The organism is Nostoc sp. LEGE 12454, from assembly GCF_056620565.1.
Map to the genome: position 1 here is coordinate 208250 of NZ_JBWQXL010000008.1, position 26478 is coordinate 234727.

23 protein-coding genes are annotated in these 26478 nt (G+C 42.2%); 15 read left to right on the plus strand and 8 right to left on the minus strand.

Features of this window, described 5'->3' with window-relative positions:
• Nucleotides 1-66: 66 nt before the first annotated feature.
• Complete coding sequence (locus tag AC1F2U_RS11685) at nt 67-510, minus strand: VOC family protein (RefSeq protein ID WP_480261285.1); 444 nt, start codon at nt 508-510, stop codon at nt 67-69.
• 78 nt (nt 511-588) lie between these two features.
• The gene (locus AC1F2U_RS11690) at nt 589-1098 is read right to left on the minus strand and encodes a TIGR02652 family protein (RefSeq protein WP_442936020.1); all 510 of its coding nucleotides are present in this window, start codon (nt 1096-1098) and stop codon (nt 589-591) included.
• Nucleotides 1099-1340: 242 nt separating this feature from the next.
• On the opposite strand from AC1F2U_RS11690, the gene AC1F2U_RS11695 reads away from it, so the two are divergent.
• The 3 genes from AC1F2U_RS11695 to AC1F2U_RS11705 all read left to right on the plus strand — a co-directional run bounded on the left by AC1F2U_RS11695 (nt 1341) and on the right by AC1F2U_RS11705 (nt 3804).
• A complete protein-coding gene (locus tag AC1F2U_RS11695; RefSeq protein ID WP_094347391.1) occupies nt 1341-1868 on the plus strand; it encodes a gamma carbonic anhydrase family protein in 528 nt (175 codons plus the stop codon).
• Between the two features lie 254 nt (nt 1869-2122).
• Nucleotides 2123-2248: a photosystem II protein Y gene (locus AC1F2U_RS11700; protein ID WP_099101230.1), complete on the plus strand. Its 126-nt coding sequence runs from the start codon at nt 2123-2125 to the stop codon at nt 2246-2248.
• A 236-nt stretch (nt 2249-2484) separates the two neighbouring features.
• The gene (locus tag AC1F2U_RS11705; protein ID WP_480261286.1) at nt 2485-3804 is read left to right on the plus strand and encodes a bifunctional folylpolyglutamate synthase/dihydrofolate synthase; all 1320 of its coding nucleotides are present in this window, start codon (nt 2485-2487) and stop codon (nt 3802-3804) included.
• Nucleotides 3805-3863: 59 nt separating this feature from the next.
• Here AC1F2U_RS11705 and AC1F2U_RS11710 read toward each other — a convergent pair whose 3' ends face one another.
• Nucleotides 3864-5162, minus strand: coding sequence for an ABC transporter substrate-binding protein (locus tag AC1F2U_RS11710; RefSeq protein WP_480261287.1), 1299 nt, complete (start codon nt 5160-5162; stop codon nt 3864-3866).
• 153 nt (nt 5163-5315) lie between these two features.
• On the opposite strand from AC1F2U_RS11710, the gene pilM reads away from it, so the two are divergent.
• From pilM to AC1F2U_RS11730, 4 genes are all read left to right on the plus strand, one after another.
• The gene (gene pilM, locus AC1F2U_RS11715; protein WP_480261288.1) at nt 5316-6422 is read left to right on the plus strand and encodes a type IV pilus assembly protein PilM; all 1107 of its coding nucleotides are present in this window, start codon (nt 5316-5318) and stop codon (nt 6420-6422) included.
• Between the two features lie 4 nt (nt 6423-6426).
• The gene (locus AC1F2U_RS11720) at nt 6427-7203 is read left to right on the plus strand and encodes a PilN domain-containing protein (RefSeq protein ID WP_480261289.1); all 777 of its coding nucleotides are present in this window, start codon (nt 6427-6429) and stop codon (nt 7201-7203) included.
• Nucleotides 7200-7964 carry a pilus assembly protein PilO gene (locus AC1F2U_RS11725; RefSeq protein ID WP_480261290.1) on the plus strand — a complete coding sequence of 255 codons (765 nt, stop codon included), beginning with the start codon at nt 7200-7202 and terminating at the stop codon, nt 7962-7964. Before AC1F2U_RS11720 ends, AC1F2U_RS11725 begins: the two co-directional genes overlap by 4 nt.
• 281 nt (nt 7965-8245) lie before the next feature.
• A complete protein-coding gene (locus AC1F2U_RS11730; protein WP_480261291.1) occupies nt 8246-10414 on the plus strand; it encodes an AMIN domain-containing protein in 2169 nt (722 codons plus the stop codon).
• A gap of 295 nt (nt 10415-10709) precedes the next feature.
• Here the strand turns inward: AC1F2U_RS11730 and AC1F2U_RS11735 are convergent, their stop codons facing one another.
• Entirely contained in the window at nt 10710-11618 is a 909-nt protein-coding gene (locus tag AC1F2U_RS11735) for a transposase (protein ID WP_480261292.1), read from the minus strand.
• Between the two features lie 115 nt (nt 11619-11733).
• Between AC1F2U_RS11735 and AC1F2U_RS11740 the strand changes: the two genes are divergently transcribed.
• From AC1F2U_RS11740 to AC1F2U_RS11765, 6 genes are all read left to right on the plus strand, one after another.
• On the plus strand, nt 11734-11976 hold the full coding sequence (locus tag AC1F2U_RS11740) for a hypothetical protein (protein WP_480261293.1): 243 nt from the start codon (nt 11734-11736) through the stop codon (nt 11974-11976).
• 277 nt (nt 11977-12253) lie between these two features.
• The gene (locus AC1F2U_RS11745) at nt 12254-12376 is read left to right on the plus strand and encodes a hypothetical protein (RefSeq protein ID WP_480261294.1); all 123 of its coding nucleotides are present in this window, start codon (nt 12254-12256) and stop codon (nt 12374-12376) included.
• 246 nt (nt 12377-12622) lie between these two features.
• The gene (locus tag AC1F2U_RS11750) at nt 12623-13264 is read left to right on the plus strand and encodes a Uma2 family endonuclease (RefSeq protein ID WP_480261295.1); all 642 of its coding nucleotides are present in this window, start codon (nt 12623-12625) and stop codon (nt 13262-13264) included.
• Between the two features lie 746 nt (nt 13265-14010).
• Nucleotides 14011-14295, plus strand: a complete 285-nt coding sequence (locus tag AC1F2U_RS11755) for an HU family DNA-binding protein (RefSeq protein ID WP_010998076.1) — start codon at nt 14011-14013, stop codon at nt 14293-14295.
• 26 nt (nt 14296-14321) lie between these two features.
• Nucleotides 14322-15476 carry a threonine-phosphate decarboxylase CobD gene (cobD, locus tag AC1F2U_RS11760; protein WP_480261296.1) on the plus strand — a complete coding sequence of 385 codons (1155 nt, stop codon included), beginning with the start codon at nt 14322-14324 and terminating at the stop codon, nt 15474-15476.
• 72 nt (nt 15477-15548) lie between these two features.
• On the plus strand, nt 15549-17000 hold the full coding sequence (locus tag AC1F2U_RS11765) for a dihydrolipoyl dehydrogenase family protein (protein WP_480261297.1): 1452 nt from the start codon (nt 15549-15551) through the stop codon (nt 16998-17000).
• Nucleotides 17001-17930: 930 nt separating this feature from the next.
• On the opposite strand, the gene AC1F2U_RS11770 is transcribed toward AC1F2U_RS11765, so the two are convergent.
• Together AC1F2U_RS11770 and AC1F2U_RS11775 are read right to left on the minus strand one after the other, a co-directional pair.
• Complete coding sequence (locus AC1F2U_RS11770) at nt 17931-18638, minus strand: diacylglycerol/polyprenol kinase family protein (RefSeq protein WP_480261298.1); 708 nt, start codon at nt 18636-18638, stop codon at nt 17931-17933.
• 69 nt (nt 18639-18707) lie between these two features.
• Entirely contained in the window at nt 18708-20459 is a 1752-nt protein-coding gene (locus tag AC1F2U_RS11775) for a DUF3685 domain-containing protein (RefSeq protein ID WP_480261330.1), read from the minus strand.
• Nucleotides 20460-20602: 143 nt separating this feature from the next.
• On the opposite strand from AC1F2U_RS11775, the gene AC1F2U_RS11780 reads away from it, so the two are divergent.
• Entirely contained in the window at nt 20603-23602 is a 3000-nt protein-coding gene (locus tag AC1F2U_RS11780) for a pentapeptide repeat-containing protein (protein WP_480261299.1), read from the plus strand.
• Between the two features lie 95 nt (nt 23603-23697).
• Here the strand turns inward: AC1F2U_RS11780 and AC1F2U_RS11785 are convergent, their stop codons facing one another.
• Nucleotides 23698-24144 (minus strand): Fur family transcriptional regulator, encoded by a 447-nt coding sequence (locus tag AC1F2U_RS11785; RefSeq protein ID WP_334815878.1) that lies wholly within the window; start codon nt 24142-24144, stop codon nt 23698-23700.
• A gap of 662 nt (nt 24145-24806) precedes the next feature.
• Between AC1F2U_RS11785 and AC1F2U_RS11790 the strand changes: the two genes are divergently transcribed.
• Entirely contained in the window at nt 24807-25277 is a 471-nt protein-coding gene (locus tag AC1F2U_RS11790; RefSeq protein WP_322660441.1) for a CRR6 family NdhI maturation factor, read from the plus strand.
• Between the two features lie 237 nt (nt 25278-25514).
• Here the strand turns inward: AC1F2U_RS11790 and AC1F2U_RS11795 are convergent, their stop codons facing one another.
• On the minus strand, nt 25515-26474 hold the full coding sequence (locus AC1F2U_RS11795; RefSeq protein WP_480261300.1) for a glycosyltransferase family 9 protein: 960 nt from the start codon (nt 26472-26474) through the stop codon (nt 25515-25517).
• Between the last annotated feature and the right edge of the window lie 4 nt (nt 26475-26478).

Sequence of the window (26478 nt, forward strand, 5' to 3'; positions counted from 1 at the left end):
ATCTGTGACTTCAGTAACAATACAGAAAAACAAAATATTAGCAACAAAGCTAATAAAAAAGCTAAATTACGAGAGTTTTACTAAAACCCGAATGAATTCTAGAGGTAAACCATCGGTATCGGCGATGAAAGCCACTTCGTAAATGCGATCGCCTATTTGCTGTTGTGTCGGTTCTAAAAGCACCTTCAACGGTTCTAATCCTTCGGTTTGACTCTCAGCCGCTACTAATACACGTTCTTGTAAAATTGTCAACCAGCTAAGTAAATCTGGTGTCATCTCAGTTAAATCGAACGAGAGATGATAATACCCTACATAATGCTCATCAGCAAAAGCATCTGGGGCTGGTTTTGGTTCGGGAATTTGGATCAGTTCAATTCTGCCGCCCAATCCTTCCATCCAGCAAGCTAAGGTGTAGCCTGTAGTAAAGCGTTCCGAAATTGTAAACCCTAAAAGTTCGTAGAAAGCGATCGCTCGATGAATATTCGCAGTCCGAATAGAAGCGTGGTGCATATTAGTCCTTAGTCCTTAGTCCTTAGTCATTTGTCCTTTGTTATTCACTAATGACAAATGACTAATGACAAATGACCATTACTCAAACAACCTGAAATAAGGGTAGCGTACAGGGACACCAGGCTCTTTTTCCAAGTCAAAATTAATCACTTCCCAACAGGCATCATCTGAAGTATCGGGGCTAAACTCCACCGGTAAACCGTATAAACGCGCCGCAGTAGCTTCTGGCTGTCCAGAACGCCAAGGCGTGCTGCGTTCTAAGTAGCCACTCATCAATTCCTGATAGCGTCGAGCAATAATTACTCGTGTTGCTCGAAAACCTTGGGTATAGAGCTTGTCTAATGCTTCGTGAATTTCAAAGCGAATACCATCAGGATGAGTATGCTGTCTATACCATTCATTATTCCACCTCCGCCAATGACGCCCCGATTGCAAATGAATTAACTCTCCATTTTTAGGATTAGCTTCAAACGCGCCATGCCGAGAACACAAATAGGTATCTGTTAGTGTCAGCGCCGGAATAGTCTGGCGACAATGGGGACACTGTATTTCCGGCCCAAACATCGGGTACTGCAAACCTGGATTCATCATGAAGTGCGTACAAACATAGTTTTGTCTTCACCAGCACTAGTGGGTTGGATTATACACTTCGGCTCAACCACTTTGGGTTACTTGCTCGCTGCTGCATAGACACGGTGTTGCGGCAGGAACATTGTTCACTAGTGTTTTCCTCAGCGTAGAGGCTTGACGCTGTGATATCCTGGTTGTGCAACCAGCCTCAAAGGTTGGAGTTTTTCCAGTGTTCCTGGGTACCATATTCATATTCTATCGTGTCTACCGCTTCTTACTGGACATCTCCTGATTTTTCTCAAGCTGCCTTCATTGCTGGCAATGCTGTTGTTATGGGTTCGGTAAATATAGCAACAGGAGTGAGCATTTGGTATGGAGCAGTGGTTAGGGGAGATGTAGAACGAATTGAAATTGGCGAATGCACCAATATTCAAGATGGTGCAATTCTACATGGTGACGCTGGTTTTCCAACAATTTTAGAAGATCATGTTACCGTAGGGCATCGCGCTGTAGTACATTCTGCTTACATTGAGCGTGGAAGTTTGATTGGCATTGGCGCAGTAATTTTAGATGGGGTACGAGTGGGCGCTGGTAGCATTATTGGTGCTGGCGCAGTGGTAACTAAAAATGTACCGCCTTTGTCCTTAGTTGTCGGTATTCCAGGTAAAGTATTACGGCAAGTAACAGATGTTGAAGCCGCAGAACTGATTGAACACGCTAAACGTTACCAAAAGTTAGCTTTAGTTCATGCTGGTAAGGGTACTGATATTGGTTTTAGCAAGGCTTAGAGAGTAGGAAGTAGGCACAAGGGCAGGGGAGCAGCACTTCGGCTACGCTCAGTGACCGGGGAGAAGTTGCAGTCAGTTTTTCCCCTCTTGCCTCTTTGCACCTCTGTCTCTTATGCCCAATAACCAATGCTCAATACCCCATAATTTAAACATTCTTTACATTTGTATTTGGAAAAATTGCCCACTTCAGCTAAAAATAAAAATGAGAGCTGTTGACAAAACTTTAATTTCTACTTAAGAGAGGGGTTCTAGATATGGATATCGATTTTCGTATAGCGATCGTTTTAGCACCAGTTGTTATTGCCGCTAGCTGGGCAGTGTTCAATATTGGCGCTGCGGCTTTAAGACAAATTCAAGGCTTTTTGGATCGGGAAGCCTAATTTAGGCTTAATATCATCACTCTTTAATCGGCTGTTTCTGTTTACGGAGACAGTCGGTTTCATTCATATAGATTAATTAATGCCATTGGGAATTGGGCATTGGGTATGGAGAAAAGACAAGGTAGACAAGGAAGAGGGGGAAGATAAGGGAGGACTTGTTCAACAATTCCCCCTTGTCCCCTTGTCTTCTCTCCTCCCCTGCCCCCCCCTGCTCCCCTGCTCCCCATTTCCCTACCTTGGATATTGATTCTGTAATACAACCCCTACAACGCTTTGGCGTCCATCTAGGACTCGATCGCATTGTCAATCTGTTGGCAAATCTCGGCAATCCCCATCATCAAGTCCCGGTAATTCATGTTGCTGGCACTAATGGCAAAGGTTCAGTCTGTGCCTACATTTCCTCGGTACTCACTGAGGCTGGTTATCGTACAGGACGCTACACTTCACCCCATTTAGTTGATTGGACGGAACGTATTTGTCTGAATGAACAGCCAATTTCCTCTGAGGAATTGAGGCAATTATTAGAAAAAGTCCAAGCTGCAATTCGCCCTGAAGACGAATCGGCAACTCAGTTTGAAGTAATTACGGCGGCTGCTTGGTTATATTTTGCCCAGCAGCAAGTCGATGTGGCTGTGATAGAAGTCGGACTAGGAGGGCGCTTAGATGCTACCAATGTTTGCTTGGAACCTTTGGTTACGCTCATCACTTCCATTAGCCGGGAACACTGGCAACAACTTGGCCCTACCGTCGCTGACATTGCTAGAGAAAAAGCTGGTATTCTTAAACCTGGATGTCCTGTTGTGGTTGGGCCATTATCACCAGAGGCAGACAAAGTGGTGCGATCGCGTGCCTTAGAATTACAATGTCCAATTTTTACACCTCAACCCGTCCGTGAAATCGCTACAGGATGGGCAGAGTATGAAACAATTCAAAATTCAAAATTCAAAATTCAAAATTCAAAATTAATTAAATACCCTTTGCCCTTAGCGGGACAAATTCAGTTAACTAATTCAGCTTTGGCAATAGCTGCTTTAGAAATTCTCCAACAACAGGGTTGGCAGATTTCAGAAGAAGCCATAATTAACGGCATGACCAAAACTAAATGGCCGGGGCGGATGCAATGGACTACTTGGAAAAACCATAAATTATTACTTGATGGCGCTCATAATACCGCCGCCGCCCAAGTTCTTCGCCAGTATGTTGATAGCTTAGACGCAGTTAACCCCAAACCCGCAAATTGGGTTATAGGGATGTTTGCCGATAAGGATCATACTGATATTTTTACCGCTTTACTGCGACCAGGCGATCGCCTTTATTTAGTGCCAATACCAGTAGAACCCTGGCCCGGTAGAACTTCTGCGGATCTAAACTACTTATCAAATCTAGCTTACAGCCTCTGTCCCGAATTAAGCGATCGCCAAATCCATCCAGATTTATTCACAGCACTAGCAGCCGCAACCTCAACCGCTACCACAGACGATTTAATCGTTTTGTGTGGTTCCCTTTATTTAATCGGTGACTTTTTAGCAACCACCAATATATTTCATAAATCATAATTACGAATTACGTTAGCGTAGCGTTAGCGAGTCTTCGAGCGTCATTATGAATTACGAATTTACCTCTGATTCCACTCTTGCGCTGCATCTTCAACAGCTTTATCTACAGTTTTCTCCCCTAACATTGCTGCTTGCAAGTTTTCGTAAACAGCCTTTTGCAGTTTATTAAAATCCTTCAAGGTAGGGGTCAATATTTCTGCCTTTGGCAGTTCTTGAGCACTCATAACTCGCGCTTTTTCTATTGTTGAAGCATTAGCTGGAACATCTTTAAAGTAAGTATCAGACAATGCTTTGATTGTAGAAGGTAGGACATTTGCAGCTTTAGCAAAGGCTAACTGATTTTTGTCATTGGTGACAAATAAAGCAAACTTCACAGCGCCATCTGGTTGTTTGCTATCGCGAGGAATAACTATGTTCATTACCGCGACATTTTTCTTACCTGTGTCACCAGTAAGTTGAGGTGCTATTGCCGAAGCTTGAGCAATTTTTGGGGCATTATTAGCGATCGTTTTCAGGAACTCTGGCCCAGAAGCTAAAAACGCACTCTCTCCAGATTGGTATAAATCGATCGCGTGGCGATGTCCTTGGGTTAACGCCTCTTTAGGAAGCAAACCTTTTTTATACAAGTCTACCCAATACTGAAACGCAGCTTTACCTTGTGCTGAATTAAACGCCGCTTTCCCGTCAGCATCTATTAAGGTGACTCCCATTTGCACGAAAGATTCCAGCACTTCACCAGAATCTTGCGGTACGAAAGTTACAAAAAAGGCATATTTACCCGTCTTGTCTTTAATTTGTTGTGCGGCTTGTGCCAACTCTGCGTAGGTTGCGGGGACTTTATTGATACCTGCCTGTTTTAATAAATCAGTGTTATAAATGGTTAACCGTGTGGTGAGATACCAGGGAATCCCAAAACTCTTACCATTAAGCGTGCTTGCTTTCCAGATATTCGGCAGATAGGAGGAACGTACATCATTCGGGACTTTCGCATCTAAATCTAACCAGGCATTTCGTCCGGCAAGTTGGGAAGCAAAACCCGGATTCAAGTTAACTACATCAGGTGGCGTTTTTGCGGAGACAGCTGTTAATATTTTGTTCTCCATTGCTGCCCAAGGTACATCAACCCAGTTAATCTTTATACCTGGATTTTGCGATTCAAAATTCGCAATTAGGCTTTTGAAGTAGTCGGTAAATTGAGGTTGGAGTTGCATTGTCCAAAACTCAACAGTTCCCGCTCCTGAAGTAGCTTGTTTTGTACTTGTATTAACATTACCTGCACTGCAACTTACAATCCAACTGGTTAATAAGCCAAGCAGTACAAAAGCAACAAGTTGTTTAAATTTTCGCAATTGAATCATTTTCCCAGTATTTTTACGCTTGATCGGTGTGAAAAGCTTAGACAGAATTGTTGAGATTATAGGCTAAATAAATTACCCGTAAAGACGTAATATATAACGCCTTTACTGCAACAAATTTAAATATTTCAATTTAGTAGTCCAGCGGGCACAACTGTGGTAAAAAGCTTCAATAGTCTGTTTGGCAAATCGAAAAAAGGGGTAGGCATTGAACTTGCTCCCGAACGGGTGAATGTAGTTCAGCTACGCAAGCAGGGTCAAGGCTTGAAACTAGAAATCTATACATCGGTAGCAGTTCCAGAAGGGATAGTTACCGATGGTCAAATCAACGACCCTCCAGCAATGGCGCAATTAATCCAGCAGGCGCTAGCTGAGAGCAAAATCAAAACTTCTCGCGTTGCTACAGGTGTTCCAGGACGAGATTCTATCGTTCGGATTATACCAGTGCCAGCAGAGTTAGATGATAAAGAACTGCGAGAAATGGTGCTGAACCATGAAGCAGGTTTGTATTTACCCTATCCTCGTGAAGAGGCTGATGTAGATTATCAGAAACTTGGGTATTTTGTAGATGAAGATGGCATTGAAAAAGTACACGTACTTCTAGTTGCCACGCGCAAGGAGATAACGGATACCTATATAAGTACATTCGAGCAGGCAGGATTACAAATTGATGTTTTAGAAATTAACAGTTTTGCGCTAATTCGGACTATTCGCGAACAACTGCGACAATTTGGCCCACAAGAAGCAGCAGTACTAGTTGATATCGAGTTCGACAGTACAGAAATCGCCATCATCGTTAACGGAGTACCGCAATTTTCGCGCACAGTCCCAATCGGGACTTATCAAATGCAAACTGCCTTAGCAAGGGCAATGAGCTTACCTACATCACGAGATATGGAGATGTTACACGGAATGGTTATTCCTGCAACTCCCATAGACGGCGGTAAAACTGGCGTTACCGAACTCGATCCTGGTATGGCTGCCATATTGAGAGTTTTGGGAGAACTAACGGATGAACTGCGCCGTTCCATCGATTTTTACCTGAATCAAAGTGAAAATTTAGAGGTAGCGCAGATTTTATTAGCTGGCCCAGGAGGTGGACTTCAACAGCTAGATGAATTTTTTACCCAACGATTGAGTTTGCCAACTACCCAAATAGATCCAATTGGGTCTTTATCTTTGGAAGTTGACACTGATAAATATCCACAGGTAAAACGCTCTGGCTTGGCGATTGTACTAGGTCTAGGAATGCGGGAGGTGTAATAAAATGTACAGCTTAGATGTTAACTTTCTTAAAGACCGCCCAGCATACCAGAAAAAGCCAGAAAAACAAGGAGGAATAGCCCTAAAACTTCCTACGGGGGATTTGACACTACTGTATGTAGGAGTTGCAGTAGGTATAGGTCTTCCGGTTTTATTAGGAGTTGGTTGGTGGTTGCTGCAAGGGAAGATTGTTGAATTAGATGGTCAGATTGCACAACTAGATCAAGAAAGCAAGAGGTTAGATACAGAAATAGGAAATATTAACAAAATCAAAGCCGAGACAAATGCAATTAAAGGTGAAACCCAAGCTTTAGTAACTGTATTTGACCAGATTCGTCCTTGGTCAGCAATGCTGCAAGATTTGCGCGATCGCATCCCAACGGCAGTGCAAATCGAGAACATCAAGCAAATCCCACCCATTGCAGTAGCGGCAGGTCAGCCACCAAATAATCCCGCGGGGGGATTAGAAATTAACGGATTGGCTCGTTCCTTTAATGATGTCAATGATTTCTTATTGAGTTTACAACAATCTCAGTTTTTGAAGCCTACAGAAACCAGAATTCTGACAGCAGCGTTAGTAGATGCTCCCTTAACAGCAAGTGCGAGTCAATCTTCTAACAACGTAGTAATTAAGCCACCTCAAGTAGTTAAATACACTATTCAATCGAGCATGAACGACGTTCCAGCGTCGGAATTAATTCGAGAGTTGGAAAAAAAAGGCACAGTGGGGTTAGTAACTCGAATTCGTAATATGCAACAAACAGGAGTCATTTCAAAATGACGCTGAGTGATGATTTAAATTTTGCCGAACAAGGTGGGGAATTCGATCCGGCAACGCCAGCCGCACCTGTGGTATTTGGTATTGCCTTCACACCAAAAATTATTGGGATCTTGGTGGGGGTAGTTGGTTTAGCGGGAGCAGCTTATATATTTTTAAACCTGCTGATGCCAGCTTGGGAAAGCTATCAGCAGCAGCAAGCCAAAAGCTCTGAACTGCAAGCGCAAATTGAGCAAAAAAAAGCCAATATCAAACAGATTGACAAAGTTAAAGACGCACTAGCACAGGCAAAGCAGCAAAAAGTTCAGGTTTTAAGTTTATTTGCTAACGAAAAAACCTTAGATACATTACTGTTGGATTTGAACCGTTTAATTGAGTCTGGCAATAGTGCAACTTCTATTAATGCAGTAAGAGCCAAACTGAAGAGATATGTGCCTATTTCCCAAAAACCAGAACCGATTGTCGATGGAAGTCTAGGACTAGGGGTTGACGGCAAGCTGCAACGCAGTACTATCAGCGCTGAGATTACAGCAACTTATGAACAAACACAATCGATAATTCGTAACATTGAGCGGTTACAGCCTTTGTTAATAGTTAAAGATTATCAAGCAACTTTGGCTCCAGCAGAGTCAATATCCCCATTAGATAAAACGCCGATGCAGGTAGGCCCAGCAGCGATTAATACATCATTCCAATTACAGGTATTGATGCCACTTAGTCCAGAAGAAATAGCGGCAGCAGCGAAAGCTGCCCCGAAAAAGTAGTCAAATTAGAGCTAGGACGAATAGAATTCGTGGCTACACAAGCGTAGACAAACCCTTCCCACAGACTAAGGAAATAATTGAGGGTTTTGTAAACTCACGTTCGCCCTTGGCCTTGCCGCAGGGTAGGTGGGCAAAGTCTCGTGTAGTTAAGCCAACGCGATCTTCTCCAAAAAGGAGAGACTAGCGCCAATGGGGAAACCCCATAAGCAATTGGCGTGTGGTTTCTAAGCGCCTACTCAAAATTGTTTGTAAACAAGGTTTTATAAGGTGAGGAATGAACTGTGAAACAGCTTCACGGTAATAGTTTTATTTTAGGTACTGCTGCTTTGGTATTTTTGGCAGCTCAACCAGTTTGGGCACAAATTAGTCAAGTTACTGATGTCCAGTTAAATACAGTTAATGGTGGAATTAGCGTCGCTTTGAAAACTTCTTCCGGGTCGCGCCCCCAAGTTTTCACTACAAAAAGAGGCAAGGCTTTAGTCGCTGATGTTATCAACACTCAATTACGATTACCACAAGGTAATAGCTTTCGTCAAGATAACCCAGCACCAGGAATTGCCTCTGTTGAGGTTAGTCAGCTTGATGCTAATAGCATTCGGGTGATGGTAACTGGCAGCAACGATGCACCTGGCAGTCAACCTGTGATGCGATCGCCAAATGGAATTACACTCAGCTTTAGCCCTTCAACAGGCACTACAGCATCAGCGCCAACGCCAACAGCCCCAATATCCACAGCACCACCTGTTACAACTCCAGCCCAACCTGGTCAAAATCCAGGTGTTCTCGTTCCTAACCCGCAAGTCACTATTGACGGACAACCTGCACAAGCTGCTGGACCAGGTCAACCTCTAAGTCAGGCTCCACCGTTCTTACCTCGAGCCGTTGCCCCACCAGTGGGAGATATTGCTATTTCGGCTACCGATGCTTCTCCTAGCACTGTTGACTTAGCAACTCAGGAACGTGTGCCTCGTCTAGTACTGCGAGATGCCCCAGTACGTGAGGTTTTATCATTGCTTGCTCGTGCTGCTGGTTTGAACTTGGCTTACGTAGGAGGTGAGCAAGCTGGTGGAGGTCAACCAGGTGGCGGTGCTAATGCACCAGCTGTTTCTCAAACAATCTCGCTAGATATAGAAAATGAGCCAGTGCAAGATGTATTTAACTACGTTTTGCGCCTGAGTGGTTTAGAAGCTAACCGTAGTGGTCGTACAGTTTTTGTCGGGGCTAAACTACCTAATGCAACTCGTGACATGATTATGCGTAGTGTGCGACTCAATCAGGTAACGGTGGGAAGCGCTCTGAATTTTTTGGTTGGCCTGGGAGCAGAAAGTGCCGTCAGCCGCGAACGACAAGTTACCAGTGTTAATGCTGTAGCCGTGGGTACTGCCGCTGCTCCCATCACTCAAACTCAGACGACCACGGAAACCAGACTAGAAACCCAACGCGCTAATTTTCAAGACTCTAGCCCATTATTAAGAGGTTTACAGGCATTAGGAGACGAGCGCACCAATTCCCTGACCTTAATTGGCCCTCCTAGACTGATTGAGATTGCTATGGCTCAACTAACTCAGCTTGATATCCGCCGTCGTCAAGTGGTAGTTAACGTCAAGATTATTGATGTCAACCTCTCAAACATTCAAGACTACAACACTAGCTTTTCTTTTGGGGTTGGTAACAACTACTTTAGCAATGATGGTGGTGTCGCATCTCTGAATTTTGGCGGTAGAAGACCAGCTACTAGTGATGAAGCGAGAACTAGCTTGACTAGTACACCATTCGCCAATAATATTGTTAGCACTATTGCAGCGCCGATACAGTTCCCCAAGCGTCTTCTCGCTAGTTTGCAGGCTCAGGTTACAAATGGCAATGCCAAGATTTTGACCGATCCAACCTTAATTGTGCAAGAAGGTCAGCAGGCTCTGGTGAATCTGACTCAAGAAGTAGTGGGAAATATAACCCTTGAAACAACTGATACTTCTGGTGGTTCTAGGACAGAAAGAACAATTGAGAAACAAAAAGTTGGCTTAACCTTGAGTGTAAAAATTGAGCGGATTGACGATAATGGGTTCGTTTCTTTATCAGTTGCTCCTACTGTCAGCGCTCCTTCTGCCCCAGCAAATACAGGAAATGGACAAATTATTTTAGTGTCTGAGCGCTCCCTTACTTCTGGCTTAATTCGCTTACGAGATGGTCAGACACTGATTCTGAGTGGTATAATTCAAGACCAAGATCGGACAGCTGTCACCAAAATTCCTATCTTAGGCGATCTTCCACTGATTGGTTCGCTATTTAGAAGTACAAACCGACAGAACCAGCGTCAAGAGGTAATTGTGTTGCTTACACCTCAGATTATGGATGACTCAGAGAACTCCTCTTACGGCTATAACTACGCTCCTAGCCCGGAAGTGCGGCAAATCCTTGAGCGTCGTGGGTTGAAGGTTCCTGGCAGGTAATTAAAGATAATGAGTAAGTGAGTCATTTCTGCTAAAGGGTCAGATCCCCAACTTCTTAAAGAAGTCGGGGATTTTCTTGTTCACGAGTAGGATTAAGTTTAAATGTCATTCTAGAATAGACTTATCCGAAAATGGTAAATGTATACGGCAAATGAATTTCAGCGATTACAAGGCAATGTGCGATCGCTAGATTAGGTATACGAAAGAATAGGGGTTTGAGCATAGATTACGGCTAAATTATCAGTTTAAGGGCAAAACTATTGATAGAAATAAAAGTTATTTGCTGCAAAATAATTTAAATATTAATATCTAGTGAAAGCAAACAATTAAGCCGTAGTCTGACTAACCCACAAACGGACATAATTACCTGGCTATACTTGTGCCTTGCTAAACGAAATTTATCACTGGCGACTCGAAAGATTTTTACTTTTCCTATCAAATGTTCAACACCTATTCTTCTAGACGACAACTGCTGGTTTTCTTTTTTCTGGAATTCCGAAATTTCTTTCTTCCTGGGTTTCTTGTAAGGTGTGGTAATTGTTGACTCTCCTATGTAAGCTTTATCTCCAATAAATTTTTGTTGAGAATCAAATTTACCTCGTGTTTCTCGGAATAAATTAATATCACTTGTTTTTCCTAATTTTCCAATATAAATGTCAACAATATCTTCTCCATTGGGCAACACAATAAACTGGTTTTTCAGGGTATGCATTTTTTTCTTGCCAGAGTAGTGCTGTTTTTGTTCTTCATAGTCTACAGGTCTTTGTATAGCTTGTTCTGCACTATCTACAATCAATTCATGCTCACAAAGAATTTTACGTAGTTCTTGATATTTCTGACTATCTCCTTGTACCTCTTCCATTTGAGAAGCTGGTAATATCTCTCTCAAAATCTTTACCCAATAATTAAACGCATCATTTGCTTTAGTTTTGGATATGTCGAATAATAAACCTAAAATATCAAAAGTTGGTTTTTGTCGAAGATAAACTAGACATAAACAGACCCCTTCTTTGGGAGACATTTCTGATTTACGTCCACCACCAGGAGCAATAAGACGAACTTTATTTTTTTCAATTTCTGTTTGTTTCTGATTATGTCGTTGTTCTGCCAGCACAACTAATGTCATAAACTGTTCATAATTAATACCGATCAATCGTTTTGCTGACTGGGGATTTGATTCGATTTTTACTAAAGGACTCGTCATAGCTGATGCACTATAATTTTTATTTCTGTATCATTTTTGCATAAATTTTGTTTTAAGGACATGTCTAATAAAAATACCCAATCCCAATAGAAGTAACAGTAGTGGGTAAATACTAATGAGTTCAGAACAAGAGTTATTAACAAAGTGGCGTTCTCTCCCACAAGATAAACAAGAGGAAGTTTTAGATTTTGTTGAATTTCTTGGTTTGAAAAACTCTGCAAATAAAATCCCATTGGGAGAACGTTTGCAGCAAATTCGCACTAGGATTGTTGCTTCTGGTAAACATTTATTAGATGAAGATGAAATCGGAAAAGAACTCGCCAGTCGCAGAGGTGGGCTACAGGGTAGAGAAGAATGAAAATAACTTATATTGATTCAGGGGTATTAATCAGCGCAACAGATGGTGTTGGTAGAATTGCCGATAAAGCCCTTGAAATATTAGGAGATTCACAACGGTAATTTGCTTGTAGTGAGTTTGTCAAATTGGAGGTAAGTCCAAAAGCAGTTTTTAACAAGCAAAGCGAAGAAGCTCAATTCTATGAAGAGTTTTTTAGTGATGTTACCTACTGGGCGAGTGATTTGACTTATATTGTTCAGGAGGCTTACCAAATTGCTTCCAGTATGGTTTAGCAGCTATGGACGCGCTTCATGTAGCTGCGGCGTTGTCAGTTGGTGCAGAGGAATTAGTCACAACCGAGAAAAGAACAAAGCCCATGCATCGAGTAACTAGTATTAATGTATTTTCTATTTTTGATTGAATTACTATTTCTTAGAGGTTGTTTGAAAAGTCTAATTTATAACTCAACGGGCGACTAAAAGTCGCGGCTATACAGACAAAACCCGCCTCCGCAGGTTAAAAACCCTTGATTTTATATTAGTCCACGGAGGTGGACTAAGTTTCGTGTAGTAGCGAATTCTATTCGCCCCATACTTTTCAAACATCCTCTTAACAGTAATATTAAGGGATACAGTACTGGAAAAGGTTTGTTGCAAAGAACTGAATTATGGTGGCAATAAAAACATCCGCAGAAAATAGGGTTTTACTGCAAAACCTCAGCTGGCAGACATTTAAAACCATACTGGCTGAAATGGGTTCAGAGCGAAACTCCCGATTTGCTTATGACAATGGAACGATAGAAATTATGACCCCACAAATGCCACACGAAAACTCAAATCGCTTAATAGAAGTTTTTGTTGGTGTATTGTGCGAAGAGTTGGGCTGGGAAATTAAACGCGCTGGTTCGCTAACTTTAACGCGAGATGATTTAGAGAAGGGAGCCGAGCCAGACAGTAGCTACTACATTCAAAATGAAGCCCTAGTTCGAGATAAAGAAAATATTGATATAGCTATCGACCCACCCCCAGACCTGTTACTGGAGGTGGAATATTCCAGGTCTGCAATAGACAAGCTGAGGCTTTATGCTGCAATGGGAGTTCCCGAATTTTGGCGTTATAACGGCAGTGTGTTGAGAGTTTACACGCTTGCAGGTGGACAATATTCAGAAGTTCAAAGCAGCCCTACTTTTGCGTCTGTGTCGGTGAAGGAGATTCCTCGGTTTATTCAAGAAGCTAAAAAGAATGGGGAAATTGCTACTACCCGTGCTTTTCGGGCTTGGGTGCAACAAAAAATTTCTGCTAAAGATTGACTCACTCGGCATGAATGCGCGGATATTCAACAGCCACATACTTAGGGGCTTTCAGCATTTATTATTACAAAGATTTGTTGAGTGCCTGCGTTCGTCATAATACTAGGTCGAAGCAACCTACACGTAATAAACGTACCAGAAGAAGTTGTGGCAGCGATCGCGGCACAAATGTTAAGAAACATGTGACTAATGGATAGCCTTCTACGGGAGAAGCTTTAATTTTTCCCTCTTCGCTACTAAAGAAGCTTGCTATGGGGTTAAATTTCCCATTGGATTTTCCACATCAGATAAAAAGTGAGCAAAATCTGCGACTTTTTAGAGAAATCGGGAATCTGAGCCTTCAATTTCCATAGAAATTGGTTAATCTCAGCAATAACTCTTCAACATCGGTAATGAATGCCAACAAACATTGACCATCTCCCACTTCCCCACTCCCCTGTTTTCTTTGCAATTGCGGGATTTACTAGGTATTTTTTCCTACTTTTGGGGTGGTTTTTAGTGAAACAAGTACCCTAAAATTACAAAAAATCCTGAAATCTATATAAATTAATGGTTTCATCTATCCACATCAGGCTACAACACCTTAGAATGATTCATTGAAAAGTCGAGCCGATGGGATGTACAGCCGTTTTGAGTGAAAATACTCCCAAAGGATGATTTTTGTATTTCTGCGAACAAAGATTTCAGTATGAATGTATTAATGTGCATCCGTACTGAAATCTCAAGTAAACCTTCAGGAGTTTGACATGAACAAAGGTGAATTAGTTGATGCCGTAGCTGAAAAGGCTAGTGTTACCAAGAAACAAGCGGATGCAGTCTTAACTGCCGCTCTGGAAACGATTATTGAAGCGGTTTCCTCTGGTGATAAGGTGACATTGGTGGGATTTGGCTCATTTGAATCACGGGAACGTAAAGCCCGTGAAGGTCGCAACCCGAAAACAAATGAAAAAATGGAAATTCCAGCGACGAGGGTTCCTGCCTTCTCCGCAGGAAAACTGTTTAGAGAAAAGGTAGCACCCCCAAAAGCATAGGTTCTGTCTTCGGGAACCCTTTTTTAATGCGGCAACCTGCACACGGGGGAAATTTAGCCTGGGCAGCAGCACTGGCTGGCTGTCCCCCTGATGCTATTCTGGATTTTTCTGCTAGCATCAGCCCGTTGGGACCTCCAAACAGCGCGATCGCTGCTATTAAGTCCCAAATTGGTAATCTTAAGCACTATCCAGACCCAAACTATAGTGAACTGAGACTAGCTCTCAGTCACTTCCATCAATTGCCGTCTGAGTGGATTCTGCCGGGTAACGGCTCCGCAGAATTACTCACTTTAATCGGTAGGGAATTAGCTCAATTAGCCGCGACAATTTTAATCACTCCAGCCTTTGGCGATTACTACCGAACCTTGGCAGCGTACAACGCTAATGTGCTGGAGTGTCCTTTGTCACTTGTACTGAGCGAAGCCGAAGTATCAGTCATTGGTCATTGGTCACTTGTACTGAGCTTTGCCGTTGGCGCAGCCTCTGGTAGAGAAATATTGGTCATTGACAAAGGACAAAGGACAAATGACAAAGGACTATTGTTGAATAACCCCCATAACCCAACCGGAAAACTATTTTCACGGGAGTCTATTTTGCCCTACCTGGAGCAATTTGCTTTGGTTGTGGTGGATGAAGCATTTATGGATTTCGTGCCGCCTAATGAGGAACAAAGCCTGATTCCGGTAGTGCAGGAATATCCAAATTTAGTAGTATTGCGATCGCTGACCAAATTTTACAGTCTCCCAGGACTGCGATTGGGATATGCGATCGCACATCCTGACTGCCTAGCTAAATGGCAGCTATGGCGAGATCCTTGGCCCGTAAACACACTAGCCGCAGCAGCGGCAATTGCGGCACTCCAGGATACGGAGTTTCAGCAGCAAACTTGGACATGGCTACCACCTGCACGAAACCAACTGTTTCAGGGTTTAGCTGAAATCCCAGGATTGCAACCCCAAGCAAGTGCTGCTAACTTTTTACTGGTTGAGTCCCAAAAATCTACTTCTCAGTTACAGCAACAATTACTCAAGTATCACCAAATTTTAATCCGCGATTGCCTTAGTTTTAAAAAACTAGGCGATCGCTTTTTCCGGGTTGCTGTACGTGAAGAGTCCGATAACCAACGCTTACTAACAGCGCTAAATTCAGTGCTGAGTGGGGAGTGGAGAGTAGGGAAATAGGGAAAATGAGGTAATTTTTCATTTTCCCCCATACCCGATGCCCAATACCCAATGACAAATGACAAATGACAAATGACAAATGACTACGATGTTGTAATTATTGGTGGCAGTATTGCTGGATACTATGCTGCACTTGCTGCAACCCAACTACGTGCTACAGTTGCCCTGGTACAACCCAAAGTAGACTACGGGTTTACTCATCACCATGCTCTTACCGAAATTGGTAAACTAGCGCAGAAGTTGAAGGATGCGGCTGGTTTTGGTATTCATGCTACACACACTGATACCTCAGAAGAATGCCATATATCTATGGCATGGCAAGAGGCGATGCTGTATGCTCAATGCGTCGCTTCAAATCTCCAAGAACAGCATTCCCCAGCCATTCTAGCCGCGCAGGGAGTCGATGCGATCGTTGGCAGTGGTCAGTTTCAATCTTCGCCCCAATTGGCTTTTGCCGTTAACAATCGCCTACTACGTGCCCGTACTTATTTGCTAGCCATTGGTTCGCGTCCAGAAATTCCAGAGATTGAAGGATTACAAGCCACTGGCTATCTAACCCTTTCTAATATTTGGCAATCTTTTCAGGGAGCGACATTACCCAAAAATTGGGTAATTATCGGTGGAATTCCCCAAAGTATTGAAATTGCTCAAACTTTAGCAAGGTTTGGTTGCAATGTGACGCTGGTAGTCAAGCATCCTTATGTTCTTCCATATCTAGACCCTGAGATAGCCACATTGCTTCAGGCGCAGTTAGAAGTCGAAGGTGTGCGCGTACTCACCAAAAAACCAGTAACTCAGGTGAGGGTAATTGAAAATAAAAAGTGGATTCAAGCAGGAGATAAGGCCATTGAAACTGATGAAATTTTAGTGGCGACTGGCCAACAGCCGAATCTTGAATCCCTAAATTTGGCAACAGTAGGTGTGAAATGGCATCGGCGTAGCTTAGTGGTAAATGATAAACTGCAAACCACCAACCACCGCATTTATGCTTGTGGTGATATAATTGGTGGTTACGACTTTGCCAATATCGCTAATTATGAAGCAAAAATTGCCCTGAAGAATGCACTATTTTTCCCTAGATTACGAGTAAATTATTCTTCAATTCCTTGGGCGATATTTTCTACGCCGATGCTAGCGCAAGTGGGTTTGACAGAGGCACAGGCAAAACATCAATTTCGTCGAGATGAAGTTTTAGTTTTGCGACAGTATTTTAAAACAGTGGCAGCAGCCCAACTTCGGGATGAAACCACTGGTATGTGTAAATTAATTGTGCTACGCAATGGGGAAATTTTAGGAGCTTCGATATTAGGGGCAGAAGCTGGAGAATTAATTAATTTGATTGCCTTGGCAATATCACAAAAAATTAAAGTAAAACACCTAGCAAATTTATCTCCTGCCTATCCCAGTTTCTCAGAAATTCTGGAACGAACTGCAAGAGAGTGGAGTAAGCAAAAGTTAAATACCAACATTCCTTTGCAAGAGTTTTTAGAAGGCTTCTTCCATTTCCGCCGCAATTGGAATTAGCATTTACGCACGGAGTTGTCACTATAATAACTCAAACAAGGTACTGATATAGGACTCCGATTTGATTTCTGAAAACATCCTGAGACTGAAAAGTTCGTTTTATCAAGATTTTATTTGAAATCTTGTTCAAAAATCAGATATGAGTCCTATATCATTACTGACTTCCACAAGGACACTGCCTTTGCCAATATTGACAGCACCTTGATTGCAAACGCAACGTCATCAGAATTGGGAAGCATCCCTCAAAATTGAGCTTCTTATTTTTGTTGAAGTGCAAATTTTCTATCTGTCAACTCTAATTCTCCTCCGGTTGTTGTTAATACTAAATTAATGCCTAAAACACTTTTTCCTGTAGTTGTATAGTTAGTTGGAAGTATTTGCTTGGTCAAATCAAAATTTATAGCACTTTCATACAGCAGTTTTCTTTTGCATGAGGTACAAAGTCACTGGTTTTGAGGCAGGAGGCAGAAGGCAGTTCTTGCTGGAGGGAGAAGAATAATTTGATTTGTGAATCCTTGCTTCTGTACTTCATTTAGTTGCAAAGTGCTGTATCTTATTTGATATGGAGTTGGTTTATCGCCATGTAAAAATGATGTGATAGCTACTTGTGCTGGTGCTTTCTTTACTACACCTTTTAAAGCTAAAGGCACGAGCCTAAATTGCTTTTGAGTATTAGGTTTCCGAACACTGCCAATTCCAAAATAGTAGTATTGTAGTATTGAGGTTCAGTACTCCAAAGTTAGGTGCTAAAAATTAGGGGTATAAATCATCGATTTAATAGTGCGATACCGATAGCGCAGCGTTAGTGAGCCGTCGAGCGTCATAGCCCGCCGCAGACATCTCAGTGAAATAGCTGTTTTTATTGAGAATCTATATTATGAGTGGTTGAAATTCTAGCCGTAGGCTGGGAACGAGGTAATTGGGAGTGCCTTAAAAACCCTGCATGAAAATCCAAACTACTCCCGCAGCTGTTAGAGGTACGCTGAGGTTATCTGTGCCGTGAGGCGAGACTGCCTCTGCTAGGGTTGCAAAAGTAGCAGTTACCACCGCCGTCAACAATGCCCATCCTAAACTTAAAGGCGTTGCTAGGGGACTCAGCGACGAACCAGGTAGCAGTAACAGCACTAAGAAAATCACTACTGTACTTGCTACAAACATTGCTGCTGAACCTTCCCAAGAGCGTACAGAATTTCCCACTTGGTATTTATGCTGCCCAAAACGTTTACCGATTAATGCTGCTAGTGCGTCACCCCAGGTCATCGCCATTATCCCAGCTACGGCGACCGCAACGCTATCTACTGGCCCATCTGGTCGCCACAGTAGCCCGAACAGCAGTGTCACTGAGATAGCGAAATAAACTGTACCAGGTGAGCTATCCTGGGTATCCATTGCGCCGATGATTCGGTAGCGGTAAAACAAGTAGTTCAGTCCGATAAAGGTAGCAAAAGGTATAATTCCGATTTCCCAGTGTTTAAACAGTAGCAGGACTCCGAAAGCCCACATCCCTGCACCAATATGGATTACCTTGCGAGTCAAATCTGGCTTTACACCAAACAGCTTACGTAGTCCCTCGCCAATCACAAGCAGACTGATAGCGTAAACATAAGAAATTGCTAGTCCGATAAAATCATTTGTCATTTGTCATTTGTCATTTGTCATTAAGTTATTTCCCTTGTCCCCCTTGTCTCCTTCATCCCCCCCTACTCTTCACTTAGATCGATCGCTATTTCGTCTAAAGTTCTTTTCTACTGACGAAACGCTACCAATACCTTGAAGAATACCACGACCGATTAAACCTAAACCCCGACCAACTATTTGGGTAAGGATAAAAACTATACCGCTACCGAAAACAGCTAATAGTGATTTTAAACGCGGTGCGATCGCATCACTAAATTCTAGGAGCAATGTCACTACTAAGGGAATATTAGAAAGTTTTACTAACTCCTGATTTCGAGGTGCATAAACTGAAGTATTGGCAATGCCACGAGGCGCAATTACAAATAGCTCATAGCGACTTTCAAAAACTGCTTTTGGCTCGTTTATATAATTTTTTAACCTATATTTCCACGACAAATCATTTCTAAATCGTTCAATTTCTCTTGTAGAAATCAATTGGCGTCCATAAAAGTTTTGTTTAATCTCTTCTACATCTGCTAAATAATTTAACAGTGGTTGCACTACTCCATTCGCTACCTGAATCAATAGGTTTTCTAAAATCATTAATGCTTGGGACTTAGCTTCGGCACTCACTACTGTATAGGAGGTATTATCAATGTTCAATTCTGTTTGAAATAAAAGATAAGAATAAAACTCACAAACTAGCGGAATTTGATTGAGAATCTCTCTCTGTACAACTTCTGCATTTTGCAGCAATAAATTAACAATTTCTATATTTTGATTAACTATTTTTATCCGAGAAAATTTTCCAAAAAAATCTGTAATTGCTGCTTGCCATAAATCACATAGTAAAGTATTTTTTAGTTCATATAATTGATTTATCTCTATTTGAGAAGTACGCAGTTCATCCAACTGTTCAGCTAATTTTTGTAGGATTAGATAAAGTAATTCCCGTTTTTTATCTTCACGAAAGATATCAATTTCTAAAGGTATATTTGTGACATTTTGTAAAGGAAATTGAAGTTTAGTAGCACAAGATGTAAACAAGGCAGATTGTAGGGTTCCCGGACTAAGTAAAGGTGATACAGTTTGCCGTTGCTGAATGGCACTACTCAATGAAGGAGTCAGCGGTGGCTCATCAGCAACCGGAATCTGTTCCTCTTGCCTTTCTTGTGGTGAAACTAACAATCGATTTAGCAACCAATGAGCCGCTAGCAGTTCTCGCCGTTGTCCAGCTAGAATGGCTCGATCTAGTACTGGTAGTCCAGGAATTTGTAATTGTGTTGTTACTGCGGCTAGGGTAGCGTCAATGTTAGCGATTCCTGACAAACGTAAATTATTTCGCAGTTTAAAGAAGGGGAATGAGGAGTTAGGAGTTAGGAGTGAGGAGTTAGGAGTTATTATTGCTTCTGTATCCTGCAACCAGTAAGAACCACCATCTACAACTTCTTGTATGGCGGCGACTAACTCAGGAAGTGGTGTACCTTTGGGGCAGTAGCCATTTACGCCAACAGATTTTGCAGCTAATAGCAGTCCTTGCTCTTGAATAGAACTGAGGAGCAGGATTGGTAGGTTAGGATATAACGCTCTGAGTTGGCGACAGAATTGTAAACCTAGCTGTTGACTGGTAGTAGAGCGACCATTGCCGAATTCTAAAACTACCACATTTACCTGGTTAGGGTCTTTTTCGGCAATTTCTGCTAGAATCTGCAAGGCAATGGTATCAGTTTCTACAACTGCGATCGCTTCTAGGTTAGGAATCGCTTCTAGGGCTACCCGTAATCCCAGACGAAAAATCGGGTCTTGGTCGATTAACAATAATTTTAAAGGGCGATCGCTCATAGTCCACTTAATTAGATCGGCACTGTTTTTTACCAATCAGAAAACAACTTTGATATAAAACTTTGTCTTCCCCATTGTCACCTGTTTTCGCAAACTGATAAATCGATCGTAATTGCCATAAACAGCTTTCACTGTGTGATTAAATGAACCTGAGTATTCGGCACTGGTTGGCAGAACGCCATATCGCAATCAATCAAATCAGAGGGTTTTCTGGAGGTCAATTGGCAGGTATTGCCTACCGTATTGTTCAGGATATGGAACTCAAAAGCCTCATACCTTTTGATATCTGTACCTTGGTAGAGGTTTTAGAACTGCCCTTAAGTATTGTTTGGGAAGAAATCAGTGTCATTTCCCAGTTGACAGAAAAACTATTGCGTAGCCTCAGCCAAAAAAAACCGTTAAAACGTAATGAAGGCACGTGGCTAGCGTTTCAAATTGCCTATCTCCAAGCTTTGCAAGCAATTCTAGAGCAGGAAGCAAGCCTACAAAAACCGTGGTTGGACCGAGCAATTATACCCATACAAGCACACATACTTAAAGAGGATGTGGGTAAACTCATCCTCGAAGATCCGCAACTACAAGGATTGCTGAAAACTCTCAGCCCAGGTAAATTGACTGATACTCAAGCTGAACAAGCACTATCTTCGGTTGCAGATTCATTGCTGGTACAACAAATAAATAACGCTGCTATTGCTTGGTTAGTTGCCAATGGTGCAGAGGAACTGGAAGCGAAACTTCTAACACAGCGTTTAGTCAACTCACTTCCTGGTGACATATTGATAGTCGTCACCGAGAATGCTGCACCCTTAGCCCAACTGCAAAAATTTTTCCGTTTGGGGATTTCATTATCTCCCGATTTCATCACCCCAGAAGTTGGTTCTACAGTCAGTGAAAAAATTGATTTACACCGAGAACATTACCGTGCAAGTTTGATTAAAAACCTCAGTATCCCTTTGCTAATGGAATCCTTTGCTCTTAAGGATATCTATGTGCCACAAAAAGGCTTACCAATAGAGGAAAATGTTTCCGAGCAGGATAAAAAAGTTGTTAAACCAGTTGACTTAAAAACATGGGCACAGCAACAGCTAACTGATTTAGAAACGATCGCTGTTATTGAGTCAGAACCTGGTTATGGAAAAACTAGTTTTTGCCAGCTTTGGGCAGCACAGGTAGCACAAGAATTGTACCCTACTTGGATGCCTATATTAATTAGGTTGCGAGATGTAAAATACGGTAAAACTTTAATCGAAACTTTAAACTCTGCCTTTGGTGTTAATCTTTCAACTTGGTTAGAGCAAGAAAATCTCCCTTGTCTGTTGCTGCTGGATGGTTTGGATGAATTGCCCCATTCTGCTCAGGGGATTAGAGCACAAGCAATTTTTATTCAGCAATTACTGAACTTTCAATCTCAGCACCGCCACAAAATTGTGTTGACAAGTCGCTCAACTACGTTACCAGAAATTGTCTCAGAACTACCGCTATTGTTGAAGCGAATTATTATTCAGCCATTGGATGTGGAAGAATTCAAGCAATGGTTTCAACAGTGGGCAAAAGTGCAATCATTACCCATTGCTCAAAATTTATTTACATTATTAAAACAGGCCGGGTTATTTAACAGCCAATCAAAGTTAAGCGAATTATCTCCGCTTATCCGTCAACCCTTAATGCTACATTTGTTGGGCCTCTTGCACCGCGAGGGATTGCTAGATGATGAACTATTGCAGTTAGCAGCTAATACCCAAAAGTCTTTTCTGTTATGGGAAATTCACCATCGGCTGAGTCGATGGTTGTTGGGTTATCCGCTAATTGGTGGGATCAAGACGATGTTACTGCGTTCGGGTACAGCTCATATTCATCGGACTCCAGAAGCGATCGCTAATTTACTCGCCGATCGTCATCCCCAAGATTTACTTGAGCAGATGCAAGCGATCGCTCTCAAAATTTTACACTCGCAACGTCATCAAATTAATGTGGCTGGTGAATTTAATACTTTACCAGCGTTTTATTTTAAAGTTTGGAATGTAGAAAGCTCAGGCGAAAGCGCAGCGAAAAGTAGTTTAATTGAGTTTTCGCATCTCAAGTTAGGAGAATCTCTTTGTGCAGATGCTATTGCTGCCGAACTTAAATTTCTGACTCAGTACCAAGATGAGGTTTATGGCACGCCCACTTTTGTACTCGATCCCAATAGCGTGGCCCAGAATATTTATAATTTACTAGGTTACGGCATACTTAGCCAAGAAATTGAAGAACTGGCGATCGCCGGATTGCGTCGCCAGCAAAAGCACAAATTTTCGTTTGAAGTTTTGTTTCAACGTCTTTTATCTTTCTGGCGTGCTTACTGTCAAGGACGTTGGTTAGATGAGGGGATAGCCCACAACGCTTTGACTAATTTTCATGCACTGCAAAACCCTGTGAATATTGAACAGGTAAATGCTGGGGTGGGACTGAATGTGTTTTTATTGCTTTGTGCTTGCTACCGAGAAACAAAAATTCCATTTTGGCCTTGTGGGAATCCAGTCAATTTGACAGAATTCAATCCAGAAGTGTTGAGTGTGCTAATTGCTAGGACAATGGTTTTACATAAAAGTGCCTTTGCAACCCGAATTAAGTCTCTGGCTGGACTGAATTTATCGGGAGCCTCTTTATGGCAAGTGATGTTAGCTGGGGTAAATCTTGAGCAAACAAATTTATCTAATGCGGAGTTAACAGGGGCGAATTTGGCTGGAGCCAATTTGCAACAGGTGAACCTCGCAGGTGCGAACTTACAACATGCAAACCTCGCAGGTGCGAATCTACAACAGGCAAATCTCACAGGTGCAAACCTGCAACGGGCAAACCTGATGGGGACAAATCTTAATTCTGCCGATCTCACCAACGCCTGCTTATTTGACGCCATCCTTGCTGCGAGTAACAAAAAATTGGCTGCTGATAATGGAGCCTTGTTCTCTAAAGAGTTGTTTCAAAAACTGAAACATTTGCGATCGCAGCAGCCCTTTTTAAACACCGTAAAAATCACGCCAAACACAAACCTTAATTGGAACAAAACCCCTGCGATCGGACTAATTGAAAGCTGTGAAGGTGCAATTTTGTCAGTAGATTTAGATGATGATGATGTCGATGATGAGACAGTTTTTGGTAATTAATTCGATTGGAGAATAGGGCATTGGGCGCAAGAGGCAGAGGTGCAGAGGGGAAAACTTTCTGCAACTTTTTCTTTGCTCCCCTGCTCCCCTGCTCCCTATCCCTCTTGCGGATTGCGGTAGCCAAAAAAGTTAATACTGTACTCAGTAATCCGCACTCCTGTTTCTTCTTCAATTTTGCGGATCAAATCTTCTGGTAGTTCCACATGAACATCAAGAATTTGATTTGTATCCACACAGTTTATATGACTGTGAGAGTCACTGATATTGCCGTACAAACGCCCATCGCAGCGTTCAATACACTCAATGATGCCTTGACTGGATAATGCTTCTAAATTTTGATAAACAGAAGTATGGCCGATCTCTTTGCCTTGTTGGTTCAAGCGATCGTAAATCTCTCTTGCAGCAAGATGTTCATTTGCTTGCCAAAGTAATTCCAGAATAAAACGACGCTGACGACTGACGCGCATACCCAGGATTTGACACCGCTCAAGTGCATCTTCTAAGGAACGAATTGGTCTTGTAGTAATTGTTTGTTTTTGCATATTACAGCTTGTTAACTGTTGAGGGAATTTTCCCATCTAAATGTTTATTGGTTATTTAATATATGCAATGATATTGCACGCTGCTGTTTTACCTGCACTTATGTTTTAGCTTTTGATGCTGTGGAAGTCACAGGTGGCGATAATGATTTTTTTTGCTTGTTGACGGTTACTTTGTCAGACCTTAATCTAAAACAAACTCATTACAACTTTAACTTAAATTTGCTGTAAATGTCCACCTTGGGGCAGGCATTGCCTTACCCAAGTAGGCTAATTCTAATGGCGTACCATATTAATCGTGTAGTAATTATTTAGTTAAAGGCGAGTAATTATAGCAACGATCAAAGTAACATTTAATTTTAGTAAAAATCGGTAAAGTGAGTGGCGATAGCCAGTGGCTCATATCAGGGCTAGTAACTGGATGTATATTTGTTATAAATAGCGAAAATTAAGTAAAAGTATCAAATAAATTTAAGCAGTTCAGACTTGTGTCTAAACCTTGTATAGGTTGACGAAATTATCAGCAAAAAAGTATCAGTAAATACTAATTGATTTGTGAAGGAAACTTTGTGCTATTAAAAGTCAATGTAGCGTCAATCCCTGAAAGCTGCTACTGTATATTCTCGATCCTACAGTTGAGCATCAAGAAAGTGGCTGCTGAATCAATGACAATTGCGATCGCACTCAATAATGACTTCATTAACAATCTGGATCTGTCGCCTGCGTCAACGGTGATTGAAAAACTGCTGCAAGATGGGGTTATATCCCATGAACAGCAGCTACGCTTTGATATCAATTACAATCTCGAACCTGGCGATCCACGGGAACTCTCAGAAATTCCAGAGGTGCGCCTGTGGTTTGTGCGCCTAGATGCCAAATACCCTTGGTTGCCATTTTTATTAGATTGGAAAGCTGGAGAATTTGCTCGTTATGCCGCCATGCTTGTACCACACCAGTTTAGTTCCCAAGAAGGTATTCAGTACAATCCTGAAGCCTTAGAGATATTTTTGATGCATAAAATCTTTATCTTAGGGGATTGGCTCAAACAACAAGACATCCCTAGCCTCTCGCGCCTAAAGTCCATGGCCCAAATGCTGGGTTATGAATTAGATGATGCTTTTTTTGGGATATTTTAACAAGAAAGAATTCAGGAGAACGTTAAGCGACTGGAGGATAGCGCAGCGTCTCGTAGAGAGCATCTTGATTCTGATTACAGAATTCTGAATTCTGAATTCTGAATTTTGTATCCTTCTTCACTACTGAATAACCGCAAAATCTAACTGTCACGTCCAGGTTTTGCGGTCATTCAACAAACGCATAACTAGATTGGATATCCAATAGACTGATTGGAGAAATTGGGAGAAACTACTGGTTTAGCCACCCCAAATTTTCTCTAAAACTGCGTTTGGTGAAATATCCGCCGTTTTTCCCGTGAGGGATTCAATAGCCAGGAATTTATCGTTTTTCGGCAACAACTTAGCTGGATCGCTGGGCCCCAAGATGGCAATGGTATAGGTTTGGACTGCAACACTCAGTTGTAATGGCGCGCTATCAGTCGATAACATCAAATTTGCCCCGGCAATTATGGCAGTTAACTTACCAATATCATCTGGGGCAGTCACCTTGATATCTGGAGAAGACTCCAGAAGCGATCGCACAAACTGCTCATCATCAACTCCCTTAATAACAACCACAGGTAAATCCGGCTGCTTTTGTTGGAAGGCTTGAATAATTTGCTGCCAATTTTCGACAGGGTAGATTTTATCCAGTTCTTTAGCCTGGGATAACTGGCCAGAACCGCCATGAATCAAGATATAGCCTGTTTCATGAACCCCTAAACGTTTTTGTTCCTTTTGTGCCCACTCAATATCTGGTTTTGGCACATTTACTGCTAACTCTGGGACAGGGCTATTTATTTCCAACGGTTGCAGCAAGTCATGGTAAACTGCCGCCGCATATTGGGATGCTTTAAATGGCACAGCGTGGGTTAGAAAACCCGATCCTTTGCCTTGGTAGCCAATACGTATAGGAATTCCCGTCAACCAGAGTAAAAGACCCACCAACCAATTTTGCTTAACAGCAATGGCAACATCGTATTCGCGATCGCGAATCGTCCCTACTAAATTACCCCAATCTGCCAGACTGTTACGGTCATTAAAATCAAAGTTCAGCACCTCGTGAACTGACTTGCTCACTCGGTAGGCAGCCTTTGACCGGGGTTCAACAAAGACATCTATCTGAGCGTTAGGGTAATGGCGCTTCAGGTCATCTAGAGTCGGAAAGAAGAGAACTTGGTCGCCAATTCCGCCAGGTACAAGGGCTACTACTCGCATAATA